Origin of the sequence: Lentzea sp. NPDC004782, assembly GCF_040609115.1 — a bacterium.
Lineage (GTDB): Bacteria > Actinomycetota > Actinomycetes > Mycobacteriales > Pseudonocardiaceae > Lentzea.
In genome coordinates this window covers 1-16552 of sequence record NZ_JBEXJN010000106.1, presented here as the reverse complement: position 1 = coordinate 16552, position 16552 = coordinate 1, and the positions used below count along the sequence as shown (strand labels likewise).

At 70.3% G+C, this 16552-nt stretch carries 15 protein-coding genes and 2 pseudogenes; 8 read left to right on the top strand and 9 right to left on the bottom strand.

Going from position 1 to position 16552, the window contains the following annotated elements:
- Positions 1-692 precede the first annotated feature (692 nt).
- Positions 693-1073 (top strand): annotated as a pseudogene (locus ABZV40_RS44570) (response regulator transcription factor); the annotation flags it as partial.
- 1 nt (position 1074) lies between these two features.
- Here the strand turns inward: ABZV40_RS44570 and ABZV40_RS44565 are convergent.
- A complete protein-coding gene (locus ABZV40_RS44565) occupies positions 1075-2748 on the bottom strand; it encodes a GAF domain-containing protein (protein WP_355456062.1) in 1674 nt (557 codons plus the stop codon).
- Positions 2749-2887: 139 nt separating this feature from the next.
- On the opposite strand from ABZV40_RS44565, the gene ABZV40_RS44560 reads away from it, so the two are divergent.
- Positions 2888-3886 (top strand): nitroreductase family protein, encoded by a 999-nt coding sequence (locus ABZV40_RS44560; protein ID WP_355456060.1) that lies wholly within the window; start codon positions 2888-2890, stop codon positions 3884-3886.
- Positions 3887-4095: 209 nt separating this feature from the next.
- Here the strand turns inward: ABZV40_RS44560 and ABZV40_RS44555 are convergent, their stop codons facing one another.
- Together ABZV40_RS44555 and ABZV40_RS44550 are read right to left on the bottom strand one after the other, a co-directional pair.
- Positions 4096-4605, bottom strand: a complete 510-nt coding sequence (locus tag ABZV40_RS44555; RefSeq protein ID WP_355456058.1) for a flavodoxin domain-containing protein — start codon at positions 4603-4605, stop codon at positions 4096-4098.
- Between the two features lie 14 nt (positions 4606-4619).
- Complete coding sequence (locus ABZV40_RS44550; RefSeq protein WP_355456056.1) at positions 4620-5480, bottom strand: hypothetical protein; 861 nt, start codon at positions 5478-5480, stop codon at positions 4620-4622.
- 161 nt (positions 5481-5641) lie between these two features.
- Here ABZV40_RS44550 and ABZV40_RS44545 point away from each other — a divergent pair, with 161 nt between their 5' ends.
- The 3 genes and pseudogenes from ABZV40_RS44545 to ABZV40_RS44535 form a co-directional block, all read left to right on the top strand.
- On the top strand, positions 5642-6679 hold the full coding sequence (locus ABZV40_RS44545) for a zinc-dependent alcohol dehydrogenase family protein (RefSeq protein WP_355456054.1): 1038 nt from the start codon (positions 5642-5644) through the stop codon (positions 6677-6679).
- A 45-nt stretch (positions 6680-6724) separates the two neighbouring features.
- Positions 6725-6880 (top strand): hypothetical protein, encoded by a 156-nt coding sequence (locus ABZV40_RS44540; RefSeq protein ID WP_355456052.1) that lies wholly within the window; start codon positions 6725-6727, stop codon positions 6878-6880.
- 229 nt (positions 6881-7109) lie between these two features.
- Positions 7110-7208 (top strand): annotated as a pseudogene (locus ABZV40_RS44535) (universal stress protein); the annotation flags it as partial.
- An 87-nt stretch (positions 7209-7295) separates the two neighbouring features.
- On the opposite strand, the gene ABZV40_RS44530 reads toward ABZV40_RS44535, so the two are convergent.
- Positions 7296-9026 carry a GAF domain-containing sensor histidine kinase gene (locus ABZV40_RS44530; RefSeq protein WP_355456050.1) on the bottom strand — a complete coding sequence of 577 codons (1731 nt, stop codon included), beginning with the start codon at positions 9024-9026 and terminating at the stop codon, positions 7296-7298.
- A gap of 126 nt (positions 9027-9152) precedes the next feature.
- On the opposite strand from ABZV40_RS44530, the gene ABZV40_RS44525 reads away from it, so the two are divergent.
- Positions 9153-9575: a pyridoxamine 5'-phosphate oxidase family protein gene (locus ABZV40_RS44525; RefSeq protein WP_355456048.1), complete on the top strand. Its 423-nt coding sequence runs from the start codon at positions 9153-9155 to the stop codon at positions 9573-9575.
- Positions 9576-9582: 7 nt separating this feature from the next.
- On the opposite strand, the gene ABZV40_RS44520 is transcribed toward ABZV40_RS44525, so the two are convergent.
- The 3 genes from ABZV40_RS44520 to ABZV40_RS44510 form a co-directional block, all read right to left on the bottom strand.
- Positions 9583-9861, bottom strand: coding sequence for a hypothetical protein (locus ABZV40_RS44520; RefSeq protein WP_355456046.1), 279 nt, complete (start codon positions 9859-9861; stop codon positions 9583-9585).
- Positions 9862-9952: 91 nt separating this feature from the next.
- The gene (locus ABZV40_RS44515) at positions 9953-10432 is read right to left on the bottom strand and encodes a hemerythrin domain-containing protein (RefSeq protein WP_355456044.1); all 480 of its coding nucleotides are present in this window, start codon (positions 10430-10432) and stop codon (positions 9953-9955) included.
- Between the two features lies 1 nt (position 10433).
- Positions 10434-11603 (bottom strand): MFS transporter, encoded by a 1170-nt coding sequence (locus tag ABZV40_RS44510; RefSeq protein ID WP_355456042.1) that lies wholly within the window; start codon positions 11601-11603, stop codon positions 10434-10436.
- Positions 11604-11854: 251 nt separating this feature from the next.
- Between ABZV40_RS44510 and ABZV40_RS44505 the strand changes: the two genes are divergently transcribed.
- Together ABZV40_RS44505 and ABZV40_RS44500 are read left to right on the top strand one after the other, a co-directional pair.
- On the top strand, positions 11855-14386 hold the full coding sequence (locus ABZV40_RS44505; protein ID WP_355456040.1) for a multicopper oxidase domain-containing protein: 2532 nt from the start codon (positions 11855-11857) through the stop codon (positions 14384-14386).
- Positions 14383-14823 carry a hypothetical protein gene (locus ABZV40_RS44500; RefSeq protein WP_355456038.1) on the top strand — a complete coding sequence of 147 codons (441 nt, stop codon included), beginning with the start codon at positions 14383-14385 and terminating at the stop codon, positions 14821-14823. Before ABZV40_RS44505 ends, ABZV40_RS44500 begins: the two co-directional genes overlap by 4 nt.
- A 15-nt stretch (positions 14824-14838) precedes the next feature.
- On the opposite strand, the gene ABZV40_RS44495 is transcribed toward ABZV40_RS44500, so the two are convergent.
- Both ABZV40_RS44495 and ABZV40_RS44490 read right to left on the bottom strand, forming a co-directional pair.
- Positions 14839-15924: a hypothetical protein gene (locus ABZV40_RS44495; RefSeq protein ID WP_355456036.1), complete on the bottom strand. Its 1086-nt coding sequence runs from the start codon at positions 15922-15924 to the stop codon at positions 14839-14841.
- 11 nt (positions 15925-15935) lie between these two features.
- Positions 15936-16256, bottom strand: a complete 321-nt coding sequence (locus tag ABZV40_RS44490) for a hypothetical protein (protein WP_355456034.1) — start codon at positions 16254-16256, stop codon at positions 15936-15938.
- Positions 16257-16552: the final 296 nt, after the last annotated feature.

Genomic DNA, 16552 nt, shown 5'->3' with positions numbered 1-16552 from the left:
GCGAACTCTACATCATCCCGCACCCCCAGTGGGGGTAGCTGGTTGCCGTTCACCGCCCACGCGGGCTCGCGTGGGCGTTGAACGTCTCAAAAGCTTTGCGCAGCGGTGGAAACCGCTGGATCAGGCCGATCCGGCCAATGGTGGTGCGGCGATCGCCGCACCGACAGGTGTCGATATCGCGGGCCCAGCCCAGCGCATGCCCATGAACACGAACTCCCCCAGTTCACAAATGCGGGCGCGATGTGTTTGCCCCCCAAGGCACACCACGCACGCCCCATCTGCGTGCGCCTCGAACGTACTCGCCGCCGTGCCCGGTAGCAAGCAAAGGGCCGTTCCCGCAACGGAACGGCTCAACAAAAGAACAAAAGGGACCGCACGCAACCCGGCGATCCCCTTTGTCCAACCCCTCGGTCAGGCTTGGATCGTTGCCGCCTCCTGACGGCTGCCGCCCTTCGAGACGACGAAGATCCGGCACTTCTCGCCCCCAGGGATGCCGTTGATCGCCATGTTGGTGCGCACCCGCCCGCGGCGGGGACGACCTTCACGGTCATCGACGCCTTGTCACCGGGTCGGTGAAGTCGGGAGCTCGGTGCCCGACAGGTCCGGAGCCGTCGTGGTCGGCGCGAACAAACCCGATGTCCGACGAGGTCGCCTTGCCGACGAAGACGTCGGCACCGAGCACCAGCACGGCCGCGATCATGGCCGGTGCCTCCGGCTTCGTGCTCAAGCGCATCGTCTGCACCGATCTCACGGCGGCGGTGAAAACGGTCGCCGAGGGGAAGTCCCTGCTGGACGCGCGCTCGACCGCGGCACTGCTCAACCGGATCCGGCGTGAACGTGAACAGGGCGACCCCGTCGGGTCGCTCGCCGAGCAGGAGCGGACCGTGTTCGACTACATCGGTCAGGGTCTGATGAACCGGCAGATCGCGGAGAAGATGTTCCTCGCCAAGAAGACCGTGAAGAACTACGTGTCGCACCTGCTCGCCAAGCTCGGCCTCGAACGCCGCACCCAGGCGGCCGTGCTCGCCTCCCAGCTGCAGAAGCCTCCCGCCCACCAGAACGAGGACGGCTGAGTCAGTTCAGCGGGACCTGCCAGGTGACCCGCGTGCCACCGTCGGGCTCGTCCGCCATCACCAGACTGCCGCCGAGCCCGGCTGCGCGTTGTTCGAGGTTCCGCAGCCCACTGCGTGCAACGTGCGGCGGCATGCCGAGCCCGTTGTCGACCATTGTGATGATCAAGGTGTCGCCGGCTTCGACGGTGAGTGTCAGCTCCGTCGCGCGTGCATGACGCAGCGCGTTGCTGACGGTCTCGCGAACGACCGCTTCCGCGTGCTCCGCGATGTGGTCCGGCACCAGGTTGTCGATCGTGCCCGACATTCGCACAGCTGGGCTGACCTCGGAGTTCTCCGTGAGTTCGGCGACGACGTCGAGCAATCGGCGGCGCAGCCCCGTGTCGTCGGCGGCGGTCTGCAGGTCGAAGATCGACGTGCGGATCTCCAGCACCGTCTGATCGAGCTGGCCCACGGCCTTCTGCACCCTGCGTTTGGCTTCGGGGTGGTTTACCCAGGTCAGTGCGCCCTGCAGGCTCATGCCGGTGGCGAAGAGCCGCTGGATCACGTGGTCGTGCAGGTCGCGGGCGATGCGGTCGCGGTCCTCCAGCACGTCGATCAGGCGGCGAGCCTGCTGGTTCTCCGCGAACTCCATCGCCACCACCGCCTGGTCGGCGAACGAGGCCAGCAGGGGCATGAGATCCGCCCCGAACGCGGGTGCGGCCTTTTCCCGGACCACCACCAGCGCCCCGGTCACCGTCGCGCCTGCCCGCAACGGCAGCACGGCCGCCGAGCCCGGCTGCACGGGCAGTTCGCCGAGCTGACCCTGCACGTCCTCGGTCAGTGCGGGTGCGCCGGTCTCCAGCACCTCCGCCAGCAACGGCAGGTCCGTGGTGAACTCCGCGGGAGCAGAATCGTCGCCTGCCTGCGCCAACCTGCGCACCACGCCACCGTTGGCCAGCAGCACCACCGCCCACAAGGCAGACGACAGCTCGGCGACGCGCTGCGCGATCAGTCGCAGGGCGTCCTCCGCCGACGCACCGGCGAGCAGTTGAGCGTTGATCTCCGCGGTCGCCTCCAGCCACCGTTCGCGCATGCGCGACTGTTCGAACAGCCTGGCGTTCTCCACCGCCACACCGGCCGCCGCGGCCAGCGCTGCCAGCACGACCTCGTCGTCGGCGGTGAAGTCGCCGCCGTCGGTCTTCTCGGTCATGTAGAGGTTGCCGAACACCTCGTCCCGCACACGCACGGGGGTACCGAGGAAGCTGTGCATCGGCGGGTGGTTGGGAGGGAAACCGACCGACGCCGAATGCTCGGTGAGGTCGTGCAACCGGATCGCCCTCGGCTCCTTGATGAGCAGCCCGAGCAGGCCCTTGCCCTGCGGCAGGTGCCCCATCGTGGCCCGCGTGCCCGGGTCGATGCCGACGTAGACGAACTGCGAGAGGTTGTGCCGCGAGCCGAGCACGCCCAGCGCGCCGTACCGGGCGCCCACGAGTTCAACGGCGGCCTGGACGATGCGTTGGAGGGTGGAGTCCAGCTCCAGGCCGGCGCCGACGGCGAGCACGGCGTCGAGCAGGCTCTGCGTCTTGTCCCTGGTCGACCCGATCTCCGCGAGCCGGTCGCGCATCTCGTCCAGCAGCTCGTCCAGCCGCAACCCGCCGAGCAGGCTGTGCGACGGTGTCTCGTCCGGTCCTCCCATGGATCAACCTTGTCACGGGGCGCGCGAGGCGGCCAAGCAATCCCTGAGAGGTCGGGACCTTCGAACGTGGGAACAGCGGCCGGCAGCACGGACAGTGCGGGTACCGATGTTCCACGATGCAAAACCACGAGGTGAAGGAATGACCGAAGTCACGACGGCGCTGGGGCTGACAACGGAACAGGTCGAGCGCGTGCTCACCTCGGCCTCGCTCGCGCCGTCCGTGCACAACACCCAGCCCTGGCGGTTCAAGATCGCGCCAGACCGGATCGAGCTCCACCCCGACACCTCCCGGGCGCTGTCGGCTACGGACCCCGAGACCCGCGAACTGCGGCTCTCCTGCGGCGCGGCGCTGTACAACCTGCGCCTCGCGCTGCAGAGCACGGGCGTACGTCCCCTGGTGACGATGCTGCCCGGCAAGGACGCTCCCGGAGCCCTCGCGGTGGTGCGGCGCGGCGGCACGATCAAGATCGACGACGAGGGCCGCAGGCTGCTCGGCGCGGTGCCACACCGTCGCACGAACCGCAGGCCGTTCCTCGATGCCCCCGTCGACCCCCGCCAGCGCCACGTCCTGGTCAGGGCCGCCGAACTGGAGCGGTCCTGGCTGCACGTCGTCACCACGCCGGAGGACCGCGCGCAGCTGCAGCAGCTCGTCCACAGGGCGCATGAGATCCAGCTCGCCGATCGCGCCGTGCAGGCCGAGCTCGCCGCCTACACCGGCCACCGCCCCGGCACCGGCGACGGCGTGCCACCGGCGTCGACCGGGGTACGACCGGCGATGCAGGACGAGTGGGCGTTCCGCGACTTCCAGGGCTCCGAACGCCACCTCGGCAAGGACTGCGAGTCCGACCCGCTCGTGGTGGTCCTGTGCTCGCACTACGACAGCCCGCTCGGCGACCTGCAGGCCGGGCAGGCGATGCAGCGCGTCCTGCTCACCGCCACCGTGCACGGGTTGTCCGCATCGTTCCTGTCCCAGCCGATCGAGGTGCCTCGGGTGCGGGAGGATCTGCGACGAGCGCTGGGCGGGGTTCTCGTGCCGCAGACAGTGCTGCGCATCGGGTACAGCACACCGGTCCCTCCCACGCCACGACGTCCCGTCTCGGAACTGCTGATGGACTCCGGCGAGCACGTGCTCCGTTAGATCAGCACCGGTTCCGGCGAGCGGCACGACAGCGGTACCGCCGCAAAGGCTGCGGCTCTCCAGGTGCGTCAACCGGTGCTGGACGAACACCATGGCCGCGTTGCCGTCCCCGCTACTCGCCGACCGGTTCGGCCCAGGCGCACTGCGAAGCACAACGCGGAAACCGGCGCGTCAGGAGTTGACCCAGCTGAGAACACACCGGGTGACCGTCACACCACCTCGGTGGCGCACTTCGCGCCCCAGTCCCGAGCGCGGTCGAGCTCACCGTCCACCAAAGGGCCTTTCGTGCCGTCGACGTAGAAGTTCTCGGCCGAGGTGAGCGCCCGGAATCCAGCTCGTCGTAGCCGCGTGAGCGCAGCGCGGGCGGCAGAACCGGGCAACCTCGGTCGTTTGACCTTCGTGTCGAACGCGACGACCGCAGGACGTGCCGATCCCTTGCCCACCTGGTCGACCCATTCACGCAACCCCGGGCCGGTGGCCGTGGCGGCGTCGGCTCCCTGCTTGGCCGCGTCGGCGCGCGTGCTCGGCCTGCTCATGCTGAACGCGTGCGTCGGACCGCCGACCACCAGCAGCTCGACCTCGTCACCGAGCACGGGCGGGGCCGAACCCACCGCCACCACGTCGACGGTCATCCCGGTTCGCAGGCCCTCAGCCACCGCCTCGGCGACCAATTCGGTGTTGCCGAACATCGACTCGAACACGACGAGTGCTTGCCTCATCATCGCCACCTCACTCATTTCCGCACAGCGACCGGGTTTCCTGACCGTCGGACCGCGGGACGCAGGCTGACACCCATGATCACGACCGCCGCCAGGAACACCCCGGCGACCAACGGCTCGGCCGGATCGAATCCCGGCGCTCCCGGCACCCCGGCCTCGGCCTGGAACACGAGGGCCACCACGTAGTTCACCTGGTACAGCGCGCCGAAGACGAGCACCGCGGTCGCGAGCACGTATCCCCAGGAGTTGCGGCGCCACAACAGGATCGACGCCAGTGCACAGCCCGGCACGAACAAGACCAGATCCAGGGCGTACGCCAGGTGCACCGCCTGCATCGGGAGCACCAGTTCGCTCTCCCCCGGCGGTGCCCCGGTGAAGGCGAAGCGCAGGGAGTGGAACACCCACATTCCCGCCAAGCTCACACCGACGAGCAGCAGCACCGCGCTGATCGACCGCGCCGGTGTCCCCGGCCTGAATCTCCCGCGCACAGCGGCGGCGTCCACGTTCAGCAGCAAGAGCACCGCAGCCCCGGCAGACAGGGGCAGGACCGCCGTGTGCACGAGGAACATGTCGTTGAACGCGGACCCGAAGACGTAAATCGCGTAGTTGTAGCTCGCGTACATCAGCACGCCGAGCCAGGTCAGTTGCGCGCCAACGGATCCACGCCGCGACATCACCAGCGAGCCCACCAGCAGCGGCACCGCCAGCGCCAGCGTGACCAGGTCGTAGGCGCGCAGCTCCGCGGCCACCTCGAGCGGGTCCTGGTAGAGGCCCGGCTTCCACAGCCCCACCACCGACGAGACAGTCATCAACGCCGCGACGACCACGGACACCAGCCGTGCCCGGCCCAGTCGGTCGATCCGTCGTGCCTCCATGACGTCTCCCGCCTTCACGTATCGCCCACACCGACGCTAGGTCCGCCGCGCTGCGACGCAGGAGATTCGAAGGTCCCCGTCGCTGGGGACCACGGGCTCTGCGCCGCGCACCAACGCACCGGCAAGTCTGGGAAACGACGGACCGACGAAGGGGAATCCCGATGAAGGCGCTGGTCTACCACGGTCCTGGCAAGCGTGCGTGGGAGGACGTTCCCAAGCCCGAGATCAAGGACCCGACCGACGCGATCGTCCGCGTCACAGCGGTCACGATCTGCGGGACGGACCTGCACATCCTCAAGGGCGACGTGCCCGAGGTCGAGCAGGGCCGGATACTCGGACACGAGGCGGTCGGTGTCGTGGAGCAGGTCGGTGCCTCGGTGACCGGGGTCGAGCCCGGCGACCGCGTCCTGATCTCGTGCATCACGTCCTGCGGCCGTTGCCGGTACTGCCGCACCGGTAGCTACGGCCAGTGTCTCGGCGGCGGTGGCTGGATCCTCGGCCACACAACGGACGGCGTGCAGGCCGAGTACGTGCGCGTGCCGTTCGCGGACACCTCGACCCACCTGCTGCCCGACGACGTCACCGACACCGCCGCGGTCGTGCTGGCCGACATCCTGCCCACCTCCTACGAGGTTGGTGTCCTCAATGGACAGATCAAGCCGGCGGACACGGTGGTGATCGTCGGCGCGGGACCGATCGGCCTCGCCGCGATCCAGACGGCGCAGCTGTACAGCCCCGGCCACATCGTCGCGGTCGACCTCGCGGCCTCCCGGCTCGACGCTGCCGAACAGTTCGGCGCGGACGTCACCGCGGCCACCGCGGAGGACGCGGAGCGGATCGTCGGTGAGCTGACCGGTGGGCTCGGCGCGGATGTCGCGATCGAGGCGGTCGGTGTGCCGGCGACCTTCGAGCTGTGCGCGAAGCTCGTACGGCCGGGCGGGCACGTCGCGAACGTCGGCGTGCACGGCAAACCCGCCACCCTGCACCTGGAAGAACTCTGGATCCGCAACGTCACCATCACCACCGGCCTGGTCGACACCAGCTCGACGCCGACACTGCTGCGCATGGTCGCGGCCGGCCGGATCGACGGCGAGCGGTTCATCACGCACCGCTTCGCACTGGATGAGATGGAGCAGGCCTACGAGGTGTTCGAGAACGCCGGCGACACCGGTGCCCTCAAGGTGGTGCTGACCCGGTGACCACCGCCACCGAATGCGCGGCAACCACGGCCTGGCCCGGATTCCGTGCTGGGCGGTGGCGCGACGGGTGACCTCCTCGCCGGCACCGACCTCGTGCTGCTCGGCATCAAGTCGTGGGATCCCAGGACCTACCGGCGCGCGGCGTCAGTCGTCTGGGTCAGCGGTCCCTGGTTCGCGGAGGTGGAGTGGCCGCTTCGTTGACGAGCAACCGATACAGGAGGTCGTTGTGACCGGCACGGCACGCAGGTCCCGCACAACGGCACGTCGAAGCGGCTACCTGGTTGCGGCGCGGCTCTGCTGATTCTGATCAGCGTGTCGCCGGGGGGTGGCAGGTGATACGGGCGTTGACCAGCGCAGCAGCCGACGTGGTCGTGGCGGTGGACACCGCGTTGGCCGTCGCGCCAGTCGTCGATCTGCGCTGTGCGGCCCGGTCCAGCAGTCCGCGAACGCACAGCTGATCGTGGTCGGCACACGGGGACGCGGCCTGCTGCCCGGATCCACCAGCCAGGCGCTGATCCACCACGCTCGGCAGATGCGCGACGGTACCGAACGGGGCCCTGAGGAGGTTCTCGGACGGCTGGCGGAGCCTTTCGCGAGCGCCGGTCGACCGACCGGTTCAGGGGGAGAGCGGCACGCGCCAGATCAGGGTGGTGCCCCGAGGCGGCACGCTGTCGGTGGTGAGCGTTCCGCCGTGCTTTTCCGCGCGGGTGCGGAGGTTGGCCAGGCCGCTGCGGCGGGTGGTGTCGCCGATGCCGCGGCCGTCGTCCTCGATGCGGGCGGTGACCGCGTCGGGGGTCGCGGAGATGTCCACCGTCGCGGTGGTGGCACGGGCGTGGCGGGCGGTGTTGGACAGGGCTTCGCGGACGACGGCGATCAGGTCCGCGGCGATGTCGTCGGGCACGAGGGTGTCCAGCGGGCCGTCGAACCGCAGGGCCGGGGTGAAGCCGAGTGGCTCGGTGGCGTCGTGGATGACGTCGGTGAGCTGAAGTCGCAGACTCGGTGGCTCGTCGGCTGTGCGTGGTGTCTGCAGGTTGAAGATCGTCGTCCGGATGTCGCCGACCACCTTGTCCAGCTTGCCCACCACGGTCAGGAGCCGTCGTCGTTGGTCGGTGGTCGCGGTGGTGGCGACGCTGTGCAGGGACAGGCCGGCCGCGAAGAGCTCCTGGATCACGTGGTCGTGCAGGTCGCGGCCGATGCGGTCGCGGTCCTCCAGCAGTTGCAGCGTCTCGGCGTCGGCGCGGTGCAGGGCGAGGCGCTGGGCCAGCGCGGCCTGGGAGGCGAACGAGGCGAGCAGGTCCAGGTCGCGCTGGTCGAAACCACGGCCGCCGGGACGGTTGGCGACGATCAGCACACCGGTCGGGGTTTCGCCGGGTGCCACGAGCGGGGCGGTCATTCCCGCGCCGAGGTGGGCGGACCAGGGTGCGTCGGGGACGTGACGGCGTGCGTCCGCGGCGATGTTGTCGCTGAGCAGCGGTTGTGCGCTGGACATGGTCAGTCCGGACAGTGATTCCGCCGCGGGCATCTCCTGTCCGAGGAGTTCGCCCGCGTGCTGTCCGGCGGCTGCCCGGACGCTCAGCACAGCGGGATCGTGGGTGGGCACGATGACGGCGGCGATGTCGGCGTCGGCGACGGTGCGCGCGTGGTCGGCGATCAGGTGCAGCACGTCGTCGGTGTCGGTGCCGGCCAGCAGTGCGGCGGTGATCTCGACGCTGGCGTGCTGCCACGCGGCACGGCGCTGAGCCTCGGCGTAGAGCCTCGCGTTGTCGACGGCGACTGCGGCGAACCCGGCGAGCGACTCGACCAGCGCCTCGTCCTCGGCGCTGAACTCGTGACCACCCGTCTTCTCCGCCAGGTAGAGGTTTCCGAAGGCCTGGCCGCGGATGAGGATCGGGACGCCGAGGAAGGACCGCATCGGTGGATGGCCGGGCGGGAAACCGGCGGAGGCGGGGTGCGAGGTGAGGTCGGCCAGCCGGATCGGCCGTGGCTCGGTGATCAGCAGCCCGAGGATGCCCTCGCCGTGCGGCGGGTGCCCGATCTCGAGCGCCGCGTCGTCGTCGGCACCGCTGTGCACGAACTCCTGCACGACCTTGTCCGGCCCGAGCACTCCCAGCGCGGCATACCTGGCGTCGACGAGGTCTTTCGCCGCGTCGACGATGTGGCGCAGCACCACGGGCAGCTCGACGTGGGAGGCCACCAGATGGCCGGCCCGCAGCAGGGCCCACAGCCGTTCGGTGCGGGCGGTGCCGGGAAGCCGGAGCGGGTCGGCAGGGCTGGAAGGCGGGTCGGGTTTCCTGCCGTGCTCGGTCACGCCCGCCTCCTCCACGAAGATCTGGTGGACAGTCTCCATGATGGTCGCTGGAAGCGGTGATGCCGACCGGCTCCCGCGTCACGGGACCTCTGGCACTGCGCGGGCCGCGGCGCCGGCGCTCATCCTCGATGCTGGAACCGTTGTCCCTCGTTCCCGGGAGTCGTCGTGTCAGATCGGCAACAGCTCGAGCTCCTGGAGCTCGACGTGTGCCTGGCGTTGCTGCAGACCGTGCGGGTCGGGCGGCTGGTCTTCACCGAGGACGCGCTGCCTGCGGTGCAACCGGTCAACTTCCGGATGCATCAGGGGCAGGTGGTGATCCGGGTGGCCGGCGGAGGAAAGCTCGCCGCCGCGACCGGGAACTCCGTCGTCGCCTTCCAGGCCGACGAGCTCGACCCGGACCTGCGCACCGGGTGGAGCGTGACGGTGGTCGGTCACGCGAGCCTGATCACCGACATCGCCGAGCTCACGGAGATCTCCGGAACGTGGCTGCAGCCGTGGGTGGACGGACGGCGCGACCACTTCGTCCGCATCCAGACGGAGAAGGTCACCGGACGACGCCTGCACTCCACCGTCGGCACCTCCGCCTGATCCCAGATCAACGGAGTGCGACGGTGAGCAGGACGACCGCGAGCTGGCCGCTGTCGAGGACCCGCTCGTCGTCGTGGGTGTGCAGCCGGACCGTCCCTGTGATCACGGCGAGCGCGATGAGCGTGACGCCCGTGCGTTTCACGCCGTGCGTCGAACGGACGACCTTGTCGTGACTCCAGTGGTCCCGGTCGAACTCATCGGCCTGCCTGCCGCCGATCTGGTGCAGCGCGCGCGGGTCGTCGTCCAGACCGGGGTTGCCGGTGGGCGGCTCGGTTGCGGTGCTCACGTGTCGGTTCCTCCCGGCAATCCGCGGCAGGTTGATCGACAGGACCACCTCGGCCCCGACGGCGGTCGGCGAGGATGCGGCGCGGTGCGCGCTACCGGACGTGATCGGGCAGGAGCATCGCGCTGCCCACGCGGGCTCGCACCGTGTCGATGACGTCCCAGTCAGCGGCGTCGAGGGCGGCCAGCGCGGCGGGGAACACGCCGTCCTGCTCGGCGAGGATGTGGTCACGCAGCAGGTGCAGGGCGGCCAGCAGCCGCTCAGGCCAGGACGGGTCGGCGGGCGGGCCGTCGGCGGCCTCACCGAGGACACCCTCGATGTGCCGGTGCTGGGCGGTCAGGTCGGCGACGTGGCCGGGGAACTCGACGGCCAGCGGCGGGAACAGGCCTTCCTCCTCCACGGCGGTGTGCGGGCCGAGCACCGCCGAGATCTGGACGGCCAGCCACGCCATCGCGGCGATCTCACCGGCGGTGTGTGCGGCACGCACCCGGCTGATCAGGTTGACGACGTGGTCGTGTTCCGCGGTGAGTTCCGCGATCGCGGACAGTGCCTGACATCCGCAGTACTCACACATGTCACGACCTCGCGGATTCGGCGTCGTGCAGCGAGCGCCGCACGACGGTCGCGGTGAAGGCCAGCGTGCCCGCGGCGACCACGGCCAGTGCCGCCAGTCCGAGCGCGTAGGAGTCGAAGGCGCCGTAGAGGGCGCCCATGACCAGCGGCGGCACGAACCCGCCCAGGCCGCCCGCGGCACCGACCACGCCGGTCACCGAGCCGACCTTGGTCCCCGGCGCGAGCAGCGCGACCAGAGCGAACACCGCGCCGCTGCCCGCACCGAGCGCGGCCGCCATCGACAGGAACGCGATCGTGCCCAGCGGCATCAACGACGGGGTGAACGCCTGCACCGCGGCCCCGGTGGTGACGACGCCCAGCGCTGCCGCCAGCACCCGCACCGGGCCGACCCGGTCGGACAGCCAGCCGCCGACCGGCCGCATCAGCACCGCGAGCAGCACGAACCCGGCCATTCGGTTCGCCGCGTCGGCCTGCGTCAGTCCGTAGGCGGTCTTCAGGTAAGCGGGCAGGTAGACCGAGAACGCGACGTACCCGCCGAACGCCACCGCGTACAGCAGCGACGCCTGCCAGGTCACCGGCAGCCGCGCGGTGTCCAGCAGGCGGCGCGTCACCGACTCGGTGGGCACCGCCCGTCCCGGGGCGTCGCGCAACAACAGCGCCGCGAGGACCGCGTAGACCGCCAGCACCACCGCTGTGACGACGAACGGCGTCGCGACCCCGCCGGAGCCGACCAGCCGGACGGTGGTCAGCGCACTGATCGCGGTGCCACCCATGCCCGCGCCGAAGATCCCGATCGCCAGCCCGCGCCGCTGGGGCGGGAACCAGGCGTTGACGAACGGCACCCCGACGGCGAACGCCGTGCCGCCCAGCCCGAGGAAGAACCCGCCGATCAGCAGTGCGGCGAGCGAGGAGTGCCCGGCGAGGCCGAGGAACAGCACCGGCACGATCGTGATCAGCGAGATCGCCGGGAACATCGCCCGGCCGCCGAAGCGGTCGGTGAGCGCTCCCACGGGGATCCGCCCGAGCGAACCGACCACCACCGGGACGGCGACCAGCAGGGCCTGCTGGAACGCGCTCAATCCCAGCGAGTCCTTGAACCGCGGACCGAGCGGGCTCAGCAGCGCCCACGCCCAGAAGTTGATCGCGAACCCCGCCGTGGCCAGGCTCAGCATCAACGCCCGATGCCCTGAGGTAGGTGGTGGCGGCGGTGTCTGCCGTTCGGGTGCGACTGTCCTGTCGGCAATCCGGTGTGAAGTCATCGGCTTCTCAGCTCGTCATCCGCGTGGTCGTGTCGGCCCACCGGTCCGGAGGGCTCGCGTTCAGCGTCAACCACTCGTGGTCCTCCCCTCAGGGGCGAGGGCCCACTGCCCGACAGGACCAACGTCCCTACTCGACGCGACGACGAGTGAGTTCCCTGGACGGCGTGAAGGAAGACAGCACGCCTGCGCGTGGACACGTGATGCGCGGGCGGGTGTTCGTGTGGGCCAACGTCGTGGTGCTCGCCTGGCTGGCACTGGCCGTGATGCTGCTGGCCCTGCACGACGCGTTCCGCGTGCCGGTCTGGGCGGCGCTGCACGCCCTGCTGCTCGGAGCGGTCACCAACGCGATCGTGATCTGGTCGGAGCACTTCGTCGTGACGTTGTGCCGAGTCCCCGGGCCGTCACCGCGCAGGCTCGCGTTCGGACTGTCGGCACTGAATCTGTTCGTTCTCGTCGCGCTCGTGGGAGTCACGACCGACGTGGCGGTGCTCGCCGGCATCGGAGGGGCGGCGGTGGCCGTGATCGCCACCGTGCACACCGTCCACCTGCTACGGCTGAGGAAGACGGCGCTGCCGGGCCGTTTCGGCTACCTGACCGGCTTCTACGGCACCGCGAGCGCCGCGCTGGTCGCGGGCGCGGTGTCCGGTGCCGGTCTGGCGGTCGGCGCCGCCCACTGGTACGCCCGGCTGTGGGCCGCGCACGCGCACCTCACCTTGCTGGGCTGGATCGGGTTGTCGGTGCTGGGCACGCTGTTCACCCTCTGGCCCACCACGACCGGCTCGCGGATCCGGCAGGGCACCATCACGGCCGCCCGTCGTGCGCTGCCGGTGCTGGCGGGAGGGCTGGCGCTCGCCACCGGCGGCGTGCTCGCCGCGAACGTGTGGGTGACCGCGGCCGGTCTGCTCGGCTACGCGGCGGGAATCGCCGTCGCCATCACTGCACTGTGGAGCCGCCCGCGCGGAGCTGCGGCGTGGATGCTCGCGGCCGGCACGGGATGGCTCGGTACCGCCGTGCTGCTCGACGCCGTCCGCTTGCTGCTCGCCGGGACGGTCGAGGACCTGCCCGAGGTGATCGGCACCGTCCTGCCGGTCCTGGCGGTGGGCTTCACCGCTCAGGTGCTCATCGGCGCGTTGACCTGGTTGCTGCCGGTCGTGCTGGGTCGTGGGCCGGCCGAACACAAGGCCATCGCGGACGTCCTCGCCCGCGGCTGGCAGTCGAGGGCCCTCGCGACCAACATCGCGGTCCCCCTGGTCGCTTTCCGCCTGCCGGCTCCCGTGCCCCAGATCGGCTGGGCGCTCGCGGCCGTCAGCGTCGCGGCCTTCGTCGTCCTGGCTCTGCGGGTGGCGGTCCCGGCGGCGCGGAACCGTGCGCTCACGTCCGACCCCGGCCAGGTGCAACCCCGAGGTACCACCACAGGCGTTCTGGCAGGGCTGGTCGTTGTGGTGGTCGCCGTGGCGCTGGCCGGCAGCGGGCACAGCACCACGTCCGCTGTACCGGACGGGGCGCGCACCGTTGACGTGACGCTGAGCGGGATGCGGGTGCGGCCGGACGCGGTCACCGTGCCGGACGGCACGCGTCTGGTGTTGCGCGTGACCAATCAGGAGGCCATGCCGCACGATCTGCGCCTGGACAGCGGAGGGAGCACACCGCGGCTCGCCCGGGGTGAGACCGCGCTGCTGGACGTTGGACAGGTTCGCGGCGACAGGCGTGCGTGGTGCACGGTGGCCGGACACCGCGCCGCAGGCATGATGATGACCATCCGGACCGACGGCGGCCACCGGCACGAACCGTCCGAACAGGACAGTCACGAGACCGCGCCCGCGCTCGACCTCGCCGCAAGTCCCTCGCCCGGATGGAAGTCACGCGATGCCGCGCTGGCTCCGGCAGGCGGCACAACGCATCGCGTCGAACTGCGGGTCACCGAACAAGACCTGGAGGTCGCTCCAGGACGACGGGAACGACGTTGGACCTTCGCCGGAACCGCACCCGGTCCCGCGCTGCGCGGCCGGGTCGGCGACCAGTTCGAGATCACCCTGGTCAACGACACCACGATGGGCCACGGCATCGACTTCCACGCCGGAGCCCTCGCCCCGGACGGCCCGATGCGCACCATCGCCCCCGGCGAACGCCTGGTCTACCGGTTCACCGCGCACCGTGCCGGGGCGTGGCTCTACCACTGCAGCACGATGCCGATGTCCCAGCACATCGCCAACGGCATGTACGGCGCGGTGATCATCGACCCGCCCGAACTGCCTTCAGCGGATCGCGAGTACCTCCTCGTGAGCTCCCAGTTGTTCCTCGGCGCACCGGGCAGCGACGCACAGGTCGGCAACATCCGCGCGGGACGGCCCGACGGCTGGACGTTCAACGGCATGGCCGCCCAGTACGACCACGCCCCGCTCACCGCCCGCACCGGCGAGCGCGTGCGGATCTGGGTGGTCAACGCCGGTCCCGGCGACACCACCGCGTTCCACGTCGTCGGTGCCCAGTTCGACACCGTCTACCGGGAAGGGGCCTGGCTGCTCCGCCCGCCGGACGCCGCCGGGGGCGCCCAGGTGCTGGATCTGGCGCCGGCCCAGGGCGGGTTCGTCGAGCTCACCTTCCCCGAACCCGGCCATTACCCCTTCGTCGATCACGACATGCGTCACGCCGAGAACGGCGCCCACGGCCTCTTCACCGTCACGGAGCACCAGTGATCGACATCTGGACCGTCGTCCGGTTCCTCCACGTCCTCGGCGCCATCATCTGGGTGGGCGGGCAGCTGACCATCACCCTCGTCGTCCTGCCGCCCGCGCGCCGGGCGCTCACCCCGGCCGATCGAGCCGACGTGCTGCGGGCGGTGGGCAAGCGGTTCGCGGTCATCACCGCGACGGTGTTCCTGCCCGTCCAGATCACCACCGGCATCCTGCTGGCCGGCCGGCACGGCGTCACGTGGGCCTCGCTCCTGCAGCCCGGTTACGGCCGGGTCCTCGCGGCGAAGCTGCTGCTGTTCGTCGTGGTCATGGTGGCCACTGCCGTGCACGGCGTCGCTCAGGCCCAACAACGACCTCACGCCGCCAGAGCCGCCTCCATCACGGCACTGATCGGTTCAGCCGGAGTGGTGCTGCTCGCTGCGGGGCTGGTCGAAGGCTGAAGGCCTGCGGCACCGTCAGCCGGTTTCGAGGAGCACTTCGGGACAGCGCTCGGTCAAGCCGTCGAACGCGGCCCGCTGGTCCTTGAGATGGCGGTCGAAGAACGCCAGCGAGCAGGCGGTCACGATGTCGTGCGCCCGGTGCTTGTCGATCGGTCCCGTGAGGCCGAGCCAGCGGGTGAGCGGGGACAGCAGTGGTGCGTCGGAGAAGTCCTGGTGGTACATGTCGGGCACCTGCACGAGGTACGCGTCGCCGGGCGTGGTGTCGAACACGGCGCGGATGGTGGTGAGGGTCCGGTCGATGTCCGCCTGCGACCAGCCCTCGCGCCGCATCGTCGCGGCATCGCGGGTGATCCACATCGTGGGCTGGGACAAGCCTGTTCGGACCACGCTCAACGGCATCCAGACGTCCATCGGGAGGCAGGCGCGGAAACGGGATTCCTGTCGGCAGGCTTCGGCGGCGACCGCGCCGCCGAGCGACAGCCCGAAGATGCCCGCGCGGGACAGGTCCAGTCGTCCGGTGAGGAATCCGGTCGGGTCGGCGTGGTTCAGCGCGGTCAGCCGGTCGAGCGCGAAGACAGCGTCCTGAGCGAGGAACGGGACCGCGGTGTCGACGAAGTCGTGGTCGAGCATGCGGGAGTCGAACGTCACGAGCCGTCCGTCCGGGAACCGCACGCCGGCTGCCGCGTGCGGGTGGTCGATGGCCGCGACGACGTAGCCGTGCGACACCAGTTCTTCGACCTGCCAGGTGTTGTGCTGCCGGTAGCCGCCCCGGCCGGGCGAGAAGATCAGCACCGGGAAGCTCGGCTCATCGCACGCCACCGGCGCGGACGCGACGGCGTTCGTGGAGACGTACTTGAGGCACCGCAAGACGAAACGCGGCAGTCGGAGCAGCTTCGCCAGCGGCGCGAGAACGTCGGCGTCGGGAACGTACGGAGCCGGCGTGGCCGATGCTGGACGTGTTGCCGGGTACCAGATCTGCACGACCAGCTCGCGGTGGTCGTCGGGATCGGCGGTGAAGACGTCAGGCCGGTCGGTGTCCACCCAGTGGTGCGTGATCGTGCCGATCTCACACGGCCCGGACGGACGCGGTATGCGGAACAACGGTCGCGTCGTCACTCCTGGGCGGCCAGATGCGCTTGCACCCGGTCGACCGCGGCTTGAGGCGTGCGCCCCACCCCACGGACTCGATGGACGCCATCCGGCAAGAGGGCGGTCACGTCCGCAAGCACCGCGTCAGGCATCGCCGGATGCGGCATGCGGCTGATCGTCAGATCGACGGTGTCCGCGGCCGGGAACTCGGCGACCGCGAGTGCGCGCATCCGGCGCAGCAGCGGGGAGAACCAGTCGGCAGCCGCTCCCCTGCCGAGGTGCAGGTGGATCGTCGGCTGTGGTGGCGATTCCCACCGGTGTTGCCCGGGAACGTGAACGGTCACGTGTTCCACGATCCAGCCAGGACTGATCTTCGACCAGGGACTGTGGACCTGTTCTGACCAGACCGTTGTGCTCAGCCGCCGACGATCAGCCCAGTGAGATGGGGGCCTAGTGCTCCGTCGCCGGGCGGCGACGAGGGCCATGCTCGTATTGCGCACGTTGAACTTCGTTAGGGGGCAGCGATGTTGACGAAGACCGGGGTTGAGCTCTCGGAGGCCGAGTGCTGGGAGGTGCTCAGGACCGCGCGTGTCGGTCGTGTGCTCTACACCCGCAACGCGATGCCCCTGGCACATCCCGT

Coding starts and splice junctions, on each gene's coding strand:
- ABZV40_RS44515 (WP_355456044.1), bottom strand. CDS start 10,432: ATGTGTGAGTACTGCGGATGTCAGGCACTGTCCGCGATCGCGGAACTC.
- ABZV40_RS44555 (WP_355456058.1), bottom strand. CDS start 4,605: ATGAGGCAAGCACTCGTCGTGTTCGAGTCGATGTTCGGCAACACCGAA.
- ABZV40_RS44530 (WP_355456050.1), bottom strand. CDS start 9,026: ATGGAGACTGTCCACCAGATCTTCGTGGAGGAGGCGGGCGTGACCGAG.
- ABZV40_RS44565 (WP_355456062.1), bottom strand. CDS start 2,748: ATGGGAGGACCGGACGAGACACCGTCGCACAGCCTGCTCGGCGGGTTG.
- ABZV40_RS44550 (WP_355456056.1), bottom strand. CDS start 5,480: ATGGAGGCACGACGGATCGACCGACTGGGCCGGGCACGGCTGGTGTCC.
- ABZV40_RS44560 (WP_355456060.1), top strand. CDS start 2,888: ATGACCGAAGTCACGACGGCGCTGGGGCTGACAACGGAACAGGTCGAG.
- ABZV40_RS44510 (WP_355456042.1), bottom strand. CDS start 11,603: ATGCTGAGCCTGGCCACGGCGGGGTTCGCGATCAACTTCTGGGCGTGG.
- ABZV40_RS44545 (WP_355456054.1), top strand. CDS start 5,642: ATGAAGGCGCTGGTCTACCACGGTCCTGGCAAGCGTGCGTGGGAGGAC.